Here is a 16954-nt window from a genome sequence, read left to right on the forward strand (position 1 = left end):
TAGGCCGAACGCCGGCCGGGCGCAGGGCGCCGCCGAGGCGGACGCAGAGGGGGACGACCGGGCGCCACCGCCTCGGTCGATTGCTCGGAGGAGCTAGTAGAGCCGGCGCCGCTTGTCGAGGTACGCCCGGAGCGCGTCGGCGTACGGGCGGGCCGTGTCGAGCACCTCGTAGTCGACGCCGGCCTCGCGGCAGGCGCGGCGGACCGATTCGACGAACGCCTCGGCGGCCTCGCGGTAGCCCTCGCGGACCTGCGCCGGCTGGAGCGTCCGCTCCTCGCCGGTCTCGAGGTCGCGCACGCGGACGGGCCGGTCCTCGAAGTCGAACCGCCGCTCGGTCGCGGCGTCGAGCACGTGGAACACGACCACCTCGTGGCCGCGGTGCCGCAGGTGGCGCAGGGCACGGACCGTCTGGTCGGCGTCGGACGACGTCTCGAACAGGTCGCTGATGACGACGACGAGGGACCGCCGCGGAATCCGTTCGGCGATCGACTGGAGCGCCGCCGCGGCGTGCGTCTCTGTGTCGCCGTCGTGCCCGTGGGCGATCCGCGACAGCTGGGCGAGGAGCGTCCGGACGTGGGACCGCTTCGACTGCGGCCGCACGACGGTGTGGACGTCGCGGTCGAAGGCGATGAGGCCGGTGGCGTCGCGCTGGCGCGCCATGAGCACGTGGAGCGCGCCGGCGAGCGTCGCGCCGTATTCGAGCTTGGTGATGCCGGCGTGCCCGGCGTACCGCATCGAGGCGGAGGTGTCGAGCGCGACGTAGTGCCGGAGGTTCGTTTCCTCCTCGTAGCGCTTGACGACGAGCCGGTCGCTCCGCCCGTACACCTTCCAATCGACGTGCCGGAGCGGGTCGCCGGGGTTGTAGGCGCGGTGTTCGGCGAACTCGACGGAGAAGCCGTGATACGGGCTCTTGTGGAGGCCCGTGATGAAGCCCTCGACGACGCTCCGCGCGCGGAGCTCGAACGAGTCGATCTGCGCGAGCTCGGAGGGGGAGAGGAGGGAGGCGTCGGCCATCAGGGCAGGGTAACGACGCCGCAGCGTCGGCGGTGTGCCCACTAATCTGCGTGGCTCGCCCGCCGATATCTCCGGCATGGCCGCGCTCAGCCTGCCTCGGAAGGAGCACGTGACGCCGTACCTACTCGGGGTCGGGCTGCTGCCGCTGTGCGCGCTGTTCGCGTTCGGCGAGCACACCGATGACCCGAGCCCTCTGTGGGTGCTGTTTCACGCCTGGGACCTGATCGTCCACGAGGCGGGCCACGTCGTCTTGCGCTGGTTCGGGACGACGGTCCACGCGGCCGGCGGATCGATGCTCCAGTTGATGCTGCCGGCGCTGTTCGTCTACCAGGGCGTGTACTGGAGCCACCGCGTCGGGACGCAACTGGCCCTGCTCCTGCTCGGGCAGAACTTCGTCGACGTGTCGATCTACGCGGCCGACGCGCAGGCGCGGGCGCTCCCGCTCCTCGGCGGCGACCGGGTGTTCCACGACTGGCACGTGATCCTATCGAACCTCGGACTGCTGGAGGCGGCGCCCCTGATCGCGGGCGGGCTGTACGCGCTCGCGTTCGTGACGTGGGGCGTGATGCTGCTCGTCCCGCGCTGGATCCTCTAGCCCGCTCCGCCTCGGCGCCGAGGCGGCCGCACTCGTGGGGCAGCGGCGGTAGCTTGGCGCCATGCCGCCGCCCGACCCGGTCAAGGCCCACCTCATGGACGCCGCCGACATGGCCCGGACGCTCGACCGTCTGGCCCGGCAGGTCGTCGAGGAACTCGACGACGAGGCCGCGCCTGCCGACCGGCTCGCACTCGTGGGGATGCAGACCCGGGGCGTCCACCTCGCGCGGCGGCTCCGGGACCGGATCGAGGCCATCGAGGGCGTCCGCCTCCCGTTCGGCGTGCTCGACGCGACGTTCTACCGCGACGACGTCGGCCTCGGGACGGGGCGCCCGACCCCCATCGTCCAGCCGACAGACATCCCCTTCCGCCTCGATGGCCGTCGCCTCGTGCTCGTCGACGACGTCGTGTACACGGGCCGGACGACGCGGGCCGCGCTCGACGCGCTCGTGGACATGGGGCGGCCCGCCTCGGTGCGCCTGCTGGCGTTCGTGGACCGCGGCCTCCGCGAACTGCCCGTCGCGCCCGATTACGTGGGGCGGCACGTCCCGACGGCGCCCGGCGAGCTCGTCCGCGTCCGGCTCGACGAAGAGGACGGCGAGGACGGCGTCTGGCTGGTCGAGAAATCCTGAGCCCGTGAGCGAGATCGCCCCCGCCGAGTCCCTCCGCCACCGCCACCTCCTCGGGCTGGCGGACTACGACGCCGACGAGATCCGCCTGCTCCTGTCGACGGCGCGCGCCTTCCGCGACGTGCTCGACCGGCCCATCAAACGGGTCCCGTCCTTGCGCGGGGTCACGTGCTGCAACCTGTTCTTCGAGAACTCGACGCGCACGCGGCTCTCGTTCGAGCTGGCCGAGAAACGGCTCTCGGCCGACGTCATGAACTTCTCCGCCTCCGGGTCGAGCGTGTCGAAGGGCGAGACGCTCAAGGACACGGCTCGCAACATCGAGGCGATGAAGGTGGACCTCGCCGTGATCCGCCACCGCTCGGCCGGCGCGGCCCACTTCCTCACGCGGTGCATCGACGGGATCGTGGTGAACGCGGGCGACGGGCAGCACGAGCACCCGACGCAGGCGCTCCTCGACGCGCTCACGATCTCGACGCTCGCCGTGCCCGGCCGCGACGGCCTCGGCGTCTTCGACTTCTCCGGCCTCCGCGTGACGATCCTCGGCGACATCGCGCACAGCCGCGTCGCCCGCTCCAACGTCTATGGCCTGACGGCGCTCGGCGCGCACGTCACGCTCTGCGGCCCGCGCACGATGATGCCGATGGAGGTGGTGGCCGCCCTCGACGGCCGCGCCGTGACCGTCACGGACCGCCTCGACGAGGCCCTCGACGGGTGCGACGTGGCGATGGCCCTCCGCATCCAGCTCGAGCGCCAGGGCACGGACGTCGGCCTGACGCCGTCGCTGCGGGAGTACCACACGATGTACGGCATCCGCCCCGAGCACCTCGAGCAGAATCCCGACCTCTGGGTGATGCACCCCGGCCCCGTCAACCGCGGCGTTGAGCTGGCCGGCGAGGTCGTCGACTCGGACCGGTCGGTGATCCTGAGCCAGGTGACGAACGGCGTGGCCGTGCGGATGGCGGTCCTCTACCTCCTCGCCGGCGCGGACTCGTTCACCGACGCGGAGGCCGGGGCGTGACCTTTCTGAACTGTCATCCTGAACGCAGTGAAGGATCTCTGCGCCATCGCCTCGCCCCTCGTGTCCAGGAGCGACGCCCGCCGGCGTCTCCGTCGAGATCCTTCGCTGCGCTCAGGATGACAAGGTGGTGCGGTTTCGTCCATGCCCTCGCCGTCGGGCTGGCGGTCGCCGCCAGCGCCGCGTGCGCGCAGCCGACGCCGCCCGCCTCGGGAGACCCATCGGAGGGGCCGAACCCAGAGCGGACGATCGCGCTGACGGTCGACGACCTTCCGGTCGGGCGGGGTCACCCGCTGGCGTGGCAGCAGCGCGTCACGCGCGACCTCGTCCGCCAGATCACCGAGGCGGGCGTGCCGGCGACGGGGTTCGTCAACGAGGGGAAGCTCGACGTGGAGGGAGAACGCGACGACCGGACGGCGCTCCTCCAGGCGTGGGTCGACGCCGGGCTCGACCTCGGCAACCACACCTACGGCCACCCGTCCCTCTTCGACACGCCGCTCGACGCGTTCCAGGACCACGTCCGGCGCGGCGACGCCGTCACGAACCGGCTGCTGGCCGCGCGCGGTGACTCGGCGCGCTACTTCCGCCACCCGTACCTCAACGTGGGGCCGGACCGGGAGACGAAAGACGCCTTCGAGGCGTGGCTCGCGGACGAGGGCTACACGATCGCGCCCGTCACCCACGACAACGCCGAGTACGTCTACGCGCTCGCCTACGACCACGCGCTCGACGCCGGTGACTCCGCGCTCCAGAATCGCATCGCCGACGCCTACGTCGCCTACATGGAGTCGACGGCGGCCTATTTCGAGGGGCTGGCCGACGACCTGTTCGGGCGCGAGATGGCCCACGTCCTCCTGGTCCACGCCAACGCCCTCAACGCCGACCACCTCGACCGACTGGTCGGGATGTTCCGCGGGCGCGGCTACCGGTTCGTGTCGCTCGACGAGGCGCTGGAAGACCCGGCCTACGCTTCTGAGGACACGTACACCGGCCGGGCGGGGATGTCGTGGCTCCAGCGGTGGGCCATCACGCGCGGCGTCCGGTTCGAATCCGAGCCGCACCCGGATCCCTGGGTGGAGGACGTGGCGTATCCGGGCCAATGAGCAACGACCTCGTGACCGTCGGCTGGCAGGAGTGGCTGGCCTTTCCAGAGATGGGCCTGCCGGCCGTCCGTGCCAAGATCGACACCGGCGCGCGGACGTCGGCGCTCCACGCCCACGACGTCGAGCACGTCGAGCGCGACGGCGAGACGGTCGTCCGCTTCCTCGTCAACCCGCTCTTCAAGGGGCGGAAGCTGGCGGTCCCCTGCGAGGCGCCCATCGTCGACGAGCGCGAGGTGACGTCGTCGAACGGGCACACCGAGCTGCGGATCGTGGTCGAGGCCATGCTCCGCCTCGGTCTCGCTGCCGACGCCCCCGAGTGGCCCGTCGAACTCACGCTGACGGATCGGCGTGGGATGCGCTTCCCGATGCTCCTCGGCCGCGAGGCCATGTCCGGCCGCGTCCTCGTCGACTCCGGCGCGTCGTTCCGCCTCGGCCGCCCCGACCACCCCGGCGCGTTTTACGAATAGCGACCGCCTCCCGGTTTTCGGAGCGGGTGCACGCGGCGCGGGATCGGGCCGCCGTACGCTCCGGGACCGCTCCCAATCCATCGGCTCCCCTCCATGCGTCTCGCCATTCTCTCCCGGAACCCCGAGCTCTACTCGACCCGCCGGCTCGTCGAGGCCGCCGAGGCGCGGGGGCACGAGGTCCAGATCCTCGACACGCTCCGCTGCACGGCCCACCTCACCGACAAGGGGCCCGAAGTCCACTACCACGGCGAGCCTCTGAGCCCGCCCGACGCGATCATCCCGCGGATCGGGTCGTCGATCACGTTCTACGGGCTCTCCATCGTCCGCCAGTTCGAGGCCATGGGCGTCTGGACGCTCAACGGGGCCGTCGCGATCACGCGGAGCCGCGACAAGCTCCGGGCCCACCAGTTCCTCGCCAAGAAGGGGATCGCGCTGCCGCGCACGGCCTTCGCCCACAAGGCCGACGACGCGGCCGACCTCATCACGTCGGTCGGCGGGCCGCCATGCATCGTCAAGCTCCTCGAGGGGACGCAGGGCGTCGGCGTGGTCCTCTGCGAGACGAAGAAGGCGGCCGAGAGCGTGATCCAGGCGTTCCGCGGAATGAAAGCCTACCTCCTGGTGCAGGAGTTCATCAAGGAAGCCGGCGGCGCCGACGTCCGGCTGTTCGTCGTGGGCGACCGCGTGATCGCGGGGATGAAGCGGCAGGGCGCGGAGGGCGAGTTCCGCTCGAACCTCCACCGCGGCGGGAGCGCGACGTCCATCAAGATCAGCCCGGCCGAGCGGAAGACGGCCGTCACCGCGTGCAAGGCGTTGGGGCTGAAGGTGGCCGGCGTCGACGTGCTCCAGTCGGAGCGCGGGCCTCTCGTGCTCGAGGTCAACTCGTCGCCGGGGCTGGAGGGGATCGAGACCTCGACGGGCAAGGACGTGGCGGGGTCCGTGATCCAGTTCGTCGAGAAGAGCCTCGCGGCCAAGGCGAAGCCCGAGGCGGCCTGACCGCGACGGCGACGCCACCCCGCCCGCCTCGGCGCCGAGGCGGAGGGAGAGGCGGACGGTGCAACTCTGAGCGACAGTTCTACGGAGGGGGAGGGGCGGACCGGTCCGCGGCGGTCCCGACAGTCGCCGTATCCTGGCCGCGCCTCGCTCCCATGGCCGACCCGATCCACTGCCCCACCTGCGGCGCGCCGCTCGTCGTCCGCAACCGGTTCGTCACCGTCGTGACGTGCGAGTTCTGCGGCGGCGTCTCGCTCTACGACGGCGGCCGGCTCGACCCGACCGGCCGGTCCGTCGAGGTCGTCCAGGTCCCGAGCCCGCTCTACCTCGACGCCACGGGCCAGATCGGCGGGCGCGACTTCCGCGTGCTCGGCCGGCTCGTCTACGAGTACGACGGCGGCTACTGGACCGAGTGGTTCGTCGAGGTCGAGGGCGCCGGCCGCGCGTGGCTGGTCGAAGATGAGGGCGCGTTCTCGATCGTCCAGGAGCAGTCCGACGTTACGGCGCCGCCGTTCGAGGAGGCGCGGCCTGCCGGGAGCCTCCGCATCGGCGGCCTCGACGTGTTCGTGGACGAGGTCGGCGAGGCGACGGTCGTCGGCGCGGAGGGCCAGCTCGGCGGCGTGATCCTGCCGGGCGAAGTGATCCAGTACGTCGACGGCGTGGCCGGCGAGCGCGAGGTGTCGGTCGAGTACGGGGAGCGCGGAGTCGAGGTGTACGTCGGGCGTCCGGTCCCCCGGGACGCCCTCGTCGTGGACGAAGAGACCTACGGATGATGCCCCCCTCGAACCGCGTATGATCGGCCGTCTCATCGCCCTCGCCGTGCTCGGCTTCGTCGGGATCACGGCTCTGAGCGCCTCCTCCGGCGGGAGCACCGCCTCCCAGGCCACGCCGTACCGGACGCCCGCCGACGTCCGGGCGTCGCTCGACCGCGCGCTCGTCGCCGAGCACGACGCGGCCGTCGAGGCCGAGCGCCGCCGCCGGTACGAGGCCGGCGAGATGGGGGCGGCCGAGCGAATGGCCTACGAGGCGGAGTTGGAGGAGGCGCGCCGGCGCCGGGAAGCGGTCGCCGCCGCGGCCGCGGCCGCCCGGCTCCGCAACCTCCAGCGCCAGCGCTCCGGCGGCGGCTACTCCGGGGGCAAGTAGAATGGTCGACCTCACCCCCCTCGACCGCGCCGTCCGCGCCGCCCGCCGTGGCCACGACGAGGCCGCCCGCCGGCTCCTCGACGCCGTCCTCATGGACGATCGCGACAACGAGCTCGCCCTCGCCTGGCGGGCCCGCGTCGAGGGCGACCCCGACACGAAGGCCGGCTTCCTCCAGCGCGTCCTCGCCCTCAACCCGAACGCGACGTGGGCCACCGACGCCCTCGCCCGCCTCGGCGACGTCACCGAGGCGGCCACCCCCGGGTCGACCGGATCGCTCGATACCGTCGGCCGCCGCGCGGCGCGGATCGACCACCTCCAGTGCCCCAACTGCGGCGGGCAGGTCGAGATCCACCCCGAGCGCGGCTCGAAGTCCGTGGCGTGCCAGCACTGCGGGAGCGTCCTCGACCTGACCTCAAAGCAACTCGACGTCATCGGCCGGTTCAAGCGGCGCTTCGAGCCGGCGCAGGACATTCTCCCTGGCGCCGAGGCCACGATCGACGGCGAGCGCCACGTCGTGATGGGCTGGCTCCGGTACAAGGGCTGGGACAGCGAGGAGTCATGGACGTGGGACGAGTGGCAGCTCCTCGGCGACTCGGGCGCCGTCCGCTACCTCTCGTGGTCGCGCGACGAGGGCTTCCTGCTCCAGACGCCGGTCCGTCCGACGCCGACGACGACGCGGGCGGGCATCGAACTGCCGAACGGCCGCGTCAGCTTCTACGAGACGAGCCCGGCCTCCATCACGGGCATGGCCGGCGAACTGACGTGGCGTCCCCGCCTCGACGCGACGCTCCAGGTGGGCGAGGCCAAGAAGGGCGGCGTCCAGTACAGCGCGGAGCTGACGGCCGACGAGGTCGAGGTCGTCGCCGGCTCGCGGATGGGCGACCTCGAGGTATGGGAGGCGTTCGGGCGGACCGACAAGGTCGAGGCGATCCGCGAGCGGCAGGAACGCGGGCGGCGGCGGCGGCGGTCGGCGGCGGGCATCGCGCGGTTGTTCGGGCTGGGCGGCATCGCGTTTCTCGCCCTCGGCATCTGGATCGTCCCGCGGCTCGGCAGCGACGTCGGGCAGGCGGCGCACACGGTGGAATCGGGCCCGGTCTCGCTCGACGCCGAGGTCGCGGCGCTCCTCCCGCCCGTCGAGGGTGGGCCGCCGGGGTTCGAGCGTGCGACCGACGTGCTCCGCAACGCCCGCGACCTCGTCCGCTACGACACGATCGAGGCCGGGACGGTCCGGCTCTCCGAGGGCCGCGCCTACGTCGTCCAGGTCGGCGCGACGCCGCCCGTGGCGCCACCGCGCGGCGTCGACGTCGAGGTCGCCTTCATCGACCCCGGCGACGGCGACGTCTTTCAGCCGAGCGTGTCGCCTCTCGTGTCTGCGAACTCGGCGCCGACGACCGAGGACTCCCGGCCCTTCCGCGTCGACGTGAGCGACGGCGACGAGGCCGCGTTCCGCGTGGTCCTGCTCGTCGGGCGCGAGTGGTCGGGGCGCGAGAGCGACGGGCCGCTGGCGTGGACCGAGCCCGTGTCGTTCCCGATCTCCGCGACGGTCCGCCACGCGTGGCTGCCCGGCCCGTTCTACGTCGCCGCGGCGTTCTCGCTGTTCGTGGCGTTCGCGTTCTTCGTCTTCAGCCGCACCGGCCCCCGCTAGCCCCCGACCCCATGCGCCCTCGCCTCGCCCCCCTCGTCGCCCTCCTCCTCGCGGTGCCGGCCGCCGCCCAGGACGTTATCGAGACGGTGCCTGTGCCGCCGGAGGCCGCTGATCTCTCGTTGACGGTCGTCCTCTCGACGCTTGTCTACGGCGCCATCGGGATCCTGATGTGCGTGCTCGGCTATGTCGTGTTCGACAAGGTCGCCGGGCTGAACCTCAAGCACGAACTCGTGGAGGATCAGAACGTGGCCGTCGGCATCATGCTGGCCGGGGCGTTCATCGGGATCGCCATTGTGGTCGCCTCCGTGATGCTCTCCTAGTGGACGCCGCGCCCCCCGTCTCCGACCTCGTCCGCCTCGGTGCCGAGGCGGGCGGGGACGGGCGTGGGGGGGCGCCGCCGGATCTCACCGCCGCCGGCCTCACGCGCCGCCAGACGCGCGTGCTCCTCGCGGCCGTCCTCGTCGTCGCGACGTGCGGGATCCTCTACGAGCTCGTCGTCGGGACGCTCGCGTCGTACCTCCTCGGCAACTCGGCCCTCCATTTCTCGCTGACGATCGGCGGGTTCATGACGGCGATGGGGCTGGGGTCGTGGGCCGCGCGGGCCGTCCGCGGCGACGCGCTCGTGTGGTTCGTGGGCGTCGAGCTGGCGGTCGGGCTCCTCGGCGGGATGTCGGCGGCCGTGCTGTACGCGGCGTTCACGTACACGCCGTTCGTCCACCTCGCGATGGGGGCCGTGATCCTCGGCATCGGCGCGCTCGTGGGCCTCGAGATCCCGCTCGTGACGCGGTTGCTGGGCGGGCCAGGGCGGATCTCGGCGTCGGAGCTGAAGGACACCGTCGCGGGCGTCCTCGCCGTCGACTACCTCGGCGCGCTCGTGGCGTCGCTCGCGTTCCCGTTCGTGCTCCTGCCGGTGCTGGGCGTGGTGCGGACGGCGTTCGTGACGGGCTTCGTCAACCTCGTCGTCGTCGTTTTCTGTTTGCGGGCGTTCCGGCGGGAGCTAGGCCAGCGGCGGCGCGCGCTGTGGGCGGCGACGGCGCTCGTGGCGCTCCCCCTCGCAGCCGGCGCCGTCGGCGCCGACAAGCTGGCGTCGGTGTTCGAGGCCAAGCTGTACCGCGACCCCGTCGTTTACGCCGAGCAGTCGACGTACCAGCGGATCGTGCTGACGGCGAGCGGCGGCGACCTCCGGCTCTACCTCGACGGCGGCCTTCAGTTCTCGACCAAGGACGAGCACCGCTACCACGAGGCGCTCGTCCATCCGCCGATGGCGCTGGCGCAGCGGCGCGAGCGGGTCCTCGTGCTGGGCGGCGGCGACGGGCTCGCGGTCCGGGAGATCCTTGGGTGGCCGGAGGTCCGGTCGGTCACACTCGTCGACCTCGACCCAGCCGTGACGCGTCTCGCCCGGGCGCACGCCGCGCTCCGGGAGGCCAACGAAGGGGCGCTGGAGGACCCGCGCGTCGAGATCATCCACGACGACGCCGGCGCCTTCCTCGCCCGGCCCGGTGACCCGTATGACGTCGTCATCGTGGACCTGCCGGACCCGAACCACGAGAGCCTCGCCAAGCTCTACAGCCGCCCGTTCTACGAGCGCCTCCGCGGGCGCCTCGGTGTTGGGGGCACCGTCGCCGTCCAGTCGACCTCGCCGACGTTCGCGCGGGAGGCCTACTGGAGCATCGTCGCGACGGCCGAGGCCGCCGGGCTCCACCCGGAGCCGTACCACCTCTACGTCCCCAGCTTCGGCGACTGGGGCTTCTTTGTGGGCTCGACGCACGCCGTCCGCCCCGGCCGCTACCGGCTGCCTCCTGCCGTCGCGCCCCGGGTGATGACGCCCGCCGCCTTCCGCACGGCCCGCTTCTTCGACGGCGACGCGTCGCGCATCCCGGTCGAGGTCAGCACGCTCGACGACCCGGCGGTCCTCCGGTACTACCAGCAGGGGTGGGCGCGATGGGAGTGAGAATGACTGTAAGGAACGGGGAACGGGTGCGGAGCGACGCTCAGATCGAGCCCCATGCGCCACCCCCCATGTCCCGTCCCCCCGCCGGTGGCCACCACCTGCTCGTCGACTTCTGGGTGGACGATGCCGCGCCGCTCCGCGAGGTGGAGACGTGGGAGGTGCTGCTCCCCGAGGCGTGCCGCGCTGCGGGCGCCACCGTCCTCGGCGCGCGGTTCCACCAGTTCCAGCCCGAGGGCGTGACCGGGATCGTGCTCCTCGCCGAGAGCCACGCGAGCGTCCACACGTGGCCCGAGGCGGGGCTGGTCACCCTCGACGTGTTCACGTGCGGTGCGCTCGACGCGGCGGCCATCGTCGAGACCGTCCGCCAGCGGCTGTCGCCGGTCCGCGAGCGCGTCACGGCCGTCGCCCGCGGCGACGTGGTGCAACCCGAGACGGTCGCTCCCCGAAGAGACACCTCCTCGTGTCATCCTGAGCGAGCGGAGCGAGTCGAAGGATCTCTGGTGCGACGAGGTTCTCAAGCTGGCACCGAGAGCTCTGGACGGAGCGCGGTGCTCGCCGGAGATCCTTCGACTGCGCTCGCTGACGCTCGCTTCGCTCAGGATGACACGGGTTGACCCTGTGCCGATCCAGATTCGCTGACTCCCCCGCCTCGACGCCGAGGCCGGCCTGCCTAGTGGGACCGACCCGGCGTCGACTCCGTAGACACATCCCCAACCCCGCACTGACATGGGCCTCATGGACCGCCTCCGCGGCGAACTCATCGACATCGTCGAGTGGACCGACACGTCGCGCGACACGCTCGCGTGGAAGTTTCCGCGCCACCAGAACGAGATCAAGTCCGGCGCGAAGCTGGTCGTCCGCGAAGGGCAGGCCGCCGTGTTCGTCGACCAGGGCCAGCTGGCGGACGTGTTCGACCCCGGCACGTACACGCTCGACACGGCCAACCTCCCGATCCTGAGCACGATCGAGGGCTGGAAGTACGGCTTCGAGAGCCCGTTCAAGGCCGAGGTCTTCTTCGTCAACACGCGGCGCTTCCCGGACCAGAAGTGGGGGACCAAGAACCCGATCATGCTCCGCGACCCCGAGTTCGGGCCGACGCGGCTGCGGGCCTTCGGGACGTACGCGTTCCGCGTGAGCGACCCCGCCACGTTCCTCGAGACGATCGTCGGGACGTCCGGCGACGTCGACACGGGTGCGATCACGGACCAGATCCGCAATATCCTCGTCGCCCGGTTTACCGACGTGCTCGGCGAGTCGAAGCTGGCGGCGCTCGACATGGCGGCCAACGTCGACGAGCTGGGCGGCTTCGTGGCCGAGAAGATGGCCGACGACATGGACGAGTACGGGATCGAGGTCCTGAACCTCCTCGTCGAAAACGTGTCGCTGCCGCCGGCCGTCGAGCAGGCCCTCGACCAGCGGACGTCTATGGGCGTCATCGGCGACCTCGGGGCCTACACGCAGTACCAGACGGCGCAGGCCATCGGGAAGGCGGCTGAGAACCCGGGCGGCGCCGCCGCCGCGGCCGGCGTCGGCCTCGGCGCGGGCCTCGCGATGGCGAACCAGATGGGCGCGGCGATGACGGGCGGGCAGGCCCAGCCGCAGCAGGCGTCGGCCCCGTCGAGCGGGGCCCCGCCGCCGCCGCCCGACGCCGCGAGCTTCCACGTCTCGAAGGACGGCCAGTCGACCGGCCCGTTCGGCCTCGACGCGCTCCGGCAGCAGGCCCGATCGGGCGACCTCACCCGCGAGTCGTTCGTCTGGAGCCAGTCGCTTGGCGAGTGGAAGAAGGCCGGCGACGTCGACGCGCTCCGGCCCGTCTTCGACGCGACGCCCCCGCCGCCGCCCGACGCCGCATGAGGATCGCCTGCCCCCAATGCGAGTGGGAGCCGACCGCATCGGCGCGCTGGACGTGCCGGTGCGGGCACGCGTGGAACACCTTCGACACGGGCGGGAAGTGCCCGAAGTGCCAGACCGTCTGGCGCGACACCCAGTGCCTCGCGTGCACGCGGTGGTCGAAGCACCACGACTGGTACCGCGACCTCCCACCCGTTGACGCGCTCCTGGAGGAGACCGAGGCCGCGGCCTAGCCCGCCTCGGCGACTCGACCGACGGAGTCACCGAGGCGGACGGGACCGGGCGTGCGCCGTGGTGCGCCCGCGAGACGGCTCGGCGGGCCTGCCGGACGAACGAAACGCCGGCGCGCGCGGGGCCGAGAGCACAGGGCGAGTTACGCTTCGGCGAGCGCCGGCCTGTACAGCTCCTCGACGTACTCCGTCACCATCCGCCGCGCGCTGAACCGGTCCCGCGTCGACTCGATGCTCGCCCGCATCATCGACGTCCACCGCTCGCGGTCGTCGTAGTACGTCGGGAGGACGTCGTCGAACAGCGTGGACACGAGGCTCCCGAGGTCGTGGGCGTCGTGGGCGGTCGGGTCGACGCTCTCGAACCCGTCGCCGATCTGCCACCCGTTCACGCCCGGGTCGAACGCCTCCGGCCACCACCCGTCGAGCACGCTGAGGTTGAGGACCCCGTTCATGGCGGCCTTCATCCCGCTCGTCCCGCTCGCCTCCTTCGGCCGGCGCGGGGTGTTGAGCCAGACGTCGGCTCCCCGGGTCATCGCTCGGCCGATGGGCATCGAGTAGTCCTCGAGGAAGACGACGGATTGGGGGTAGGCCCGGGCCATCTCGACGAGCCGGGCGACGATGGCCTTGCCGGGCTCGTCGCGGGGGTGGGCCTTCCCCGAGAACACGAGCTGGAGCCGGCCCTCCTCCAGCGCCGGCCGCACGTGGGCCTCGTCCTCGAAGATGAGCGCGGCCCGCTTGTACGTCGCCGCGCGGCGGGCGAACCCGACGAGGAGCCGGTCCTCGCGGAGCCGCTGGCCGGTCCGCTCGGCGATGAAGTCGAGGAGCGCCCGCTTGTTGGCCTGGTGCGGGGCCCAGAGGTCGCCGCCGGTAGCGGCCGCCTCCAGCATGGCCGGGTCGACCCACGTCGGGCGGTGGACCCCGTTCGTGATGGCGACGATCTCGGCGCGGCCGTCGACGGACGACCACATCTCGTTGGCCGTGGCCCCGTGGAGCTCGGCGACGGCGTTCGCCTTCCGGGCCACCCGCAGGGCGGCGACGGTCATGTTGAATGGGCTCCCGCCGAGCGCGTCGAACTGGGCGTCCGAGACGTGGTCGAGCCCCGCGATCCGACGGAGCCGCTCGATCGGGTGCTCCTCGTTGCCCGCGAGGACCGGCGTGTGCGTCGTGAACACGACCTCGTCGCGCGTCGCTGCCAGCGCGTCGTCGTAGTCCATCCCGCCGCCCATCTTCTCCCGAACGAGTTCGAAGGCGGCCAGCAGCGCGTGCCCCTCGTTGAAGTGGTAGAGGTCGACGTCGAGGCCGAGCGCCCGGAGCGCGCGGACGCCGCCGACGCCGAGGACCACCTCCTGCGCCACGCGGGCCTCGTCACCGCCGCCGTACAGCATGCGCGTCGTGTCGGCGTGCGGGTTGCCCGGGAGGGCGGTGTCGAGGAGGAGGAGCGGGACGTTCCCGAAGGCCTCCGTTCGCCACACCTTGCACCGGACGTCGTCCCCGCGGATTTGGACCGTGACCTCGACGCCGGTGTCCTCGAGGAGCCCGTCGGCCTCCGAGTCCTGCGGCCCGTCGACCTGCTGGCCATCGGGGCCGATCGATTGCTCCGTGTACCCGTCGGCCCAGCGGATGCCGATGCCGACCATGGGGACGCCGAGGTCCTTCGAGGCCTTCAGGATGTCGCCGGCCAGGATGCCGAGGCCGCCGGCGTAGGTCTTGAGCCGGTGGTCGAGGCCATACTCCATGCAGAAGTAGGCGACGCGGGGCGAGTCAGTCATAGGGGGGTGTCGGACGAGGAGCGCCTAAGGTATTCCCTCTCCAGGGGCGGTCGGCCTCGCTCGTGGTCATCAATCACGGACTCTCCTCGGCGGCGTCTCGGTCCGCCACAGGGCCCGGAGCATGACCGCCGATCCGATCGAGCGGTACCACAGGCACTACGGCCCGAACCGGGCGACCCAGTCCGGCGGCTGTTCGGCGGCGTCGAGGCGATGGGCTAGCCGCCCAACTGGTCCACCGTGTCACGGAGAGCGGCCACCCTCGTGAAGTCCGGGCCGTCGTCGACCTGGCGGCGATCCGCTGGCGTGTCCGGGCGGGGGCGTCGAGGCCGCCGTCTCCGCCCGGTTGATCCCGCCTCGGTCCCTCTCCCGACGGAGCCGCCGAGGCGGGTGGGGCTAGAGGAACGGACCGATGAGCCGGTCGACCTTCTGATCGTAGTCCTCGTCGACCACACGGGCCTCCGGGTGGGCCTCGAACCACGCCACCATCTCGCGGGCACCCTCGGCCCACGGGATCGTCGCCTCGAAGTTTGGGACGAGCGACCGGACGAGCGCGTTGTCGAACACGCGCGCGTGCGCCTTGTCGCCGAGGAGGCCGTCGCCCCAGTCGGCGTCGACGGCCGCGACCCGGTCCGACGGGACGTGGACGATGTGCGGCTCGACGCCGAGCGCGTCCGCCAGCGAGCCGACGATGGCGTCCCACGCCAGGATCTCATCCGTGGTGATGTGGACGGCTCGGCCGAGCGCGCCCTCGTTTCCGAGCAGGCCGACGAACCCCTTGGCGAAGTCGCGGTGGTGCGTGAGCGTCCACAGCGAGAGGCCGTCGCCGTGGACGAGGACGGGCGCCCCGCGCTGGAGCCGGTCGAGGACGGTGTAGCCCCCCTGGAAGGGCGGCGTCCACGGCGCGTAGGTGTGCGACGGGCGGACGACGGTGACGCCCATCCCGGCGTCGCGCGCGGCCCAGACGCGGTCCTCGCACGCGATCTTGGCCTGCGAGTAGCCCCAGACCGGGTTGTCGAGTGGGGTCGACTCCGTCACCGGCAGCGACTGCGGCGGCGTCTGGTACGCCGAGGCCGACGAGATGAAGACGTACTGGCCCGTCCGCTCGCGGAACAGGCGGAGGTCGTCGTCGACGTGCTCGGGCGTGAACGCGAACCAGTCCACGACGACGTCGAACGTGCGGTCGCCGAGCGCAGCCGCCAGCGCGTCGGGGTCGCGGACGTCGGCGTGGAGGATCTCGACGCCGTCGGGGGCGCGGTCGTCGTTCCCGCCGCGGGTGACGAGCGTGAGGTCGAGGCCGCGCTCGACGGCGAGGGCGGAGCAGGCGGTCGAGATCGTGCCGGTGCCGCCGAGGAAAAGGACGGTCATGGAGCGGAGCGGGTGACGCCGGAGGCTACCGCCATTCGGCGCCCTCGGCGTCGGAGTCTGCCCGCCTCGGCGACGGACTCGCCGAGGCGGGCGGGGCCGCACGGGGGGAGGACCTGGGGCGAGGGCCCGGAGCGAGGGGACATCCTGCCCCGGCAGACGGGACGTCCCCGGATCGTCCGGGAGAACGGCCTACGTCCCGCTCGTCGAGAGGCACGGAGGGGCGATCGCGGTCGAGAGCGCCGTCGGGTTCGGGACGCGGTTCACGGTCGCCTCCCGCGCGGCGAGCCCGGTCCGCTCGACCCCCCGACGTCGAGGCTTACGTGCTCGACACGTCGCCCGGCGCGTCCATCCGCGAGCTTCGGTTGGCGCGGGCGGCGCAGCGCCTCGAACGAGACCGTGACCGTCGCAGAGATCGCGGACTGTCGCAGAGATCGCGTACGCCACCGGATACCGCGACCCGGAACATGTCTCGAAGCAGCTCCGGAAGGCCTACGGCGCGACGCTCCCCGCCTACCCGTCGTCGGAGTAGACCCGCCTCGGTGGACCAGCCAGCGAGGCGGGCGGGGGCTACTCGTAGAGCCCGTTCTCGGCCACGAACCCGACCACGTGGGCAAAGACCGGGGCGAACGGGAGGACGTTGTGGGCCGTCCCGTTGAACACGACCTGGACCTGGCCCTCGTCGCCCTGCGCGGTGGACGCCTCGGCGTCGATCTCGCCCTGGAGCAGCTCCAGCCCGCGGACCTCCGTAATCACCGGGTCCGACGTGGTGAACTCGTAGCCGGCCGGGACGAACTGGCCGCCCTCGGCGGTCGGGACGAGGAGCCAGAACGAGTCGTCGGCCGGGTCCTGCCACAGCGAGAGGACCGTCTTCGGCTCGTCGTCGGCGACGACGAGGAAGGCGTACGACGGGATGGCGCGGGCGAACCGCTCGTAGTCGTCGAGAGCCGGGCTCTCGCTCATGAACAGCGCCGAGGCCGGGTCGTCGATGTTGCCTTCCAGCGTGTAGTAGTTGGCGACGACCGAGAAGTCGCCGACGGTCGTGTCCGCGACGGCCGTGGCCCGCATCAGCGGCTGGCCAGTCTGGTCGGTCTTGGACGCGTCGAACCAATCGGGCATCCCGCTCGGCTGGGCGGCGGCGGCGACGGTGACGAAGGCGAGGAGCAGCGGGAGGAGCGAGCGCACGGGGCG

Annotated in this window: 18 protein-coding genes; 14 read left to right on the top strand and 4 right to left on the bottom strand. The window is 72.2% G+C overall.

Annotated features, from left to right (window positions below):
* Positions 1-93: 93 nt before the first annotated feature.
* On the bottom strand, positions 94-1014 hold the full coding sequence (locus BSZ37_RS06585; RefSeq protein ID WP_095509781.1) for a DUF58 domain-containing protein: 921 nt from the start codon (positions 1012-1014) through the stop codon (positions 94-96).
* Positions 1015-1090: 76 nt separating this feature from the next.
* Here BSZ37_RS06585 and BSZ37_RS06590 point away from each other — a divergent pair, with 76 nt between their 5' ends.
* The 14 genes from BSZ37_RS06590 to BSZ37_RS06655 all read left to right on the top strand — a co-directional run bounded on the left by BSZ37_RS06590 (position 1091) and on the right by BSZ37_RS06655 (position 12635).
* Entirely contained in the window at positions 1091-1609 is a 519-nt protein-coding gene (locus tag BSZ37_RS06590) for a hypothetical protein (protein ID WP_095509782.1), read from the top strand.
* Positions 1610-1670: 61 nt separating this feature from the next.
* Positions 1671-2240 (top strand): bifunctional pyr operon transcriptional regulator/uracil phosphoribosyltransferase PyrR, encoded by a 570-nt coding sequence (gene pyrR, locus BSZ37_RS06595; protein WP_095509783.1) that lies wholly within the window; start codon positions 1671-1673, stop codon positions 2238-2240.
* Positions 2241-2244: 4 nt separating this feature from the next.
* The gene (locus BSZ37_RS06600; RefSeq protein WP_179299506.1) at positions 2245-3255 is read left to right on the top strand and encodes an aspartate carbamoyltransferase catalytic subunit; all 1011 of its coding nucleotides are present in this window, start codon (positions 2245-2247) and stop codon (positions 3253-3255) included.
* A 116-nt stretch (positions 3256-3371) separates the two neighbouring features.
* On the top strand, positions 3372-4355 hold the full coding sequence (locus BSZ37_RS06605; protein ID WP_095509784.1) for a polysaccharide deacetylase family protein: 984 nt from the start codon (positions 3372-3374) through the stop codon (positions 4353-4355).
* On the top strand, positions 4352-4822 hold the full coding sequence (locus BSZ37_RS06610; RefSeq protein ID WP_095509785.1) for an ATP-dependent zinc protease family protein: 471 nt from the start codon (positions 4352-4354) through the stop codon (positions 4820-4822). The genes BSZ37_RS06605 and BSZ37_RS06610 overlap by 4 nt, the downstream gene beginning before the upstream one ends.
* Positions 4823-4915: 93 nt before the next feature.
* Complete coding sequence (gene rimK, locus BSZ37_RS06615) at positions 4916-5815, top strand: 30S ribosomal protein S6--L-glutamate ligase (RefSeq protein WP_095509786.1); 900 nt, start codon at positions 4916-4918, stop codon at positions 5813-5815.
* Positions 5816-5967: 152 nt separating this feature from the next.
* Positions 5968-6585, top strand: a complete 618-nt coding sequence (locus BSZ37_RS06620) for a DUF4178 domain-containing protein (protein ID WP_095509787.1) — start codon at positions 5968-5970, stop codon at positions 6583-6585.
* A 19-nt stretch (positions 6586-6604) separates the two neighbouring features.
* Positions 6605-6955, top strand: coding sequence for a hypothetical protein (locus BSZ37_RS06625; RefSeq protein ID WP_095509788.1), 351 nt, complete (start codon positions 6605-6607; stop codon positions 6953-6955).
* A 1-nt stretch (position 6956) separates the two neighbouring features.
* Positions 6957-8600 carry a DUF4178 domain-containing protein gene (locus BSZ37_RS06630; protein WP_095509789.1) on the top strand — a complete coding sequence of 548 codons (1644 nt, stop codon included), beginning with the start codon at positions 6957-6959 and terminating at the stop codon, positions 8598-8600.
* An 11-nt stretch (positions 8601-8611) separates the two neighbouring features.
* A complete protein-coding gene (locus BSZ37_RS06635) occupies positions 8612-8920 on the top strand; it encodes a DUF350 domain-containing protein (RefSeq protein WP_095509790.1) in 309 nt (102 codons plus the stop codon).
* The gene (locus BSZ37_RS06640) at positions 8920-10551 is read left to right on the top strand and encodes a polyamine aminopropyltransferase (RefSeq protein WP_095509791.1); all 1632 of its coding nucleotides are present in this window, start codon (positions 8920-8922) and stop codon (positions 10549-10551) included. Before BSZ37_RS06635 ends, BSZ37_RS06640 begins: the two co-directional genes overlap by 1 nt.
* A gap of 68 nt (positions 10552-10619) precedes the next feature.
* Positions 10620-11165, top strand: a complete 546-nt coding sequence (speD, locus tag BSZ37_RS06645) for an adenosylmethionine decarboxylase (protein ID WP_095509792.1) — start codon at positions 10620-10622, stop codon at positions 11163-11165.
* Positions 11166-11286: 121 nt separating this feature from the next.
* The gene (locus BSZ37_RS06650; protein ID WP_218830424.1) at positions 11287-12405 is read left to right on the top strand and encodes an SPFH domain-containing protein; all 1119 of its coding nucleotides are present in this window, start codon (positions 11287-11289) and stop codon (positions 12403-12405) included.
* The gene (locus BSZ37_RS06655) at positions 12402-12635 is read left to right on the top strand and encodes a hypothetical protein (protein ID WP_095509794.1); all 234 of its coding nucleotides are present in this window, start codon (positions 12402-12404) and stop codon (positions 12633-12635) included. Before BSZ37_RS06650 ends, BSZ37_RS06655 begins: the two co-directional genes overlap by 4 nt.
* A 140-nt stretch (positions 12636-12775) precedes the next feature.
* Here BSZ37_RS06655 and glgP read toward each other — a convergent pair whose 3' ends face one another.
* From glgP to BSZ37_RS06670, 3 genes are all read right to left on the bottom strand, one after another.
* Entirely contained in the window at positions 12776-14401 is a 1626-nt protein-coding gene (glgP, locus tag BSZ37_RS06660; protein WP_095509795.1) for an alpha-glucan family phosphorylase, read from the bottom strand.
* Between the two features lie 393 nt (positions 14402-14794).
* Positions 14795-15766: an NAD-dependent epimerase/dehydratase family protein gene (locus tag BSZ37_RS06665; protein ID WP_095509796.1), complete on the bottom strand. Its 972-nt coding sequence runs from the start codon at positions 15764-15766 to the stop codon at positions 14795-14797.
* Between the two features lie 567 nt (positions 15767-16333).
* On the bottom strand, positions 16334-16948 hold the full coding sequence (locus tag BSZ37_RS06670) for a hypothetical protein (protein WP_095509797.1): 615 nt from the start codon (positions 16946-16948) through the stop codon (positions 16334-16336).
* Between the last annotated feature and the right edge of the window lie 6 nt (positions 16949-16954).

Source organism: Rubrivirga marina (assembly GCF_002283365.1).
GTDB classification, from domain to species: domain Bacteria; phylum Bacteroidota; class Rhodothermia; order Rhodothermales; family Rubricoccaceae; genus Rubrivirga; species Rubrivirga marina.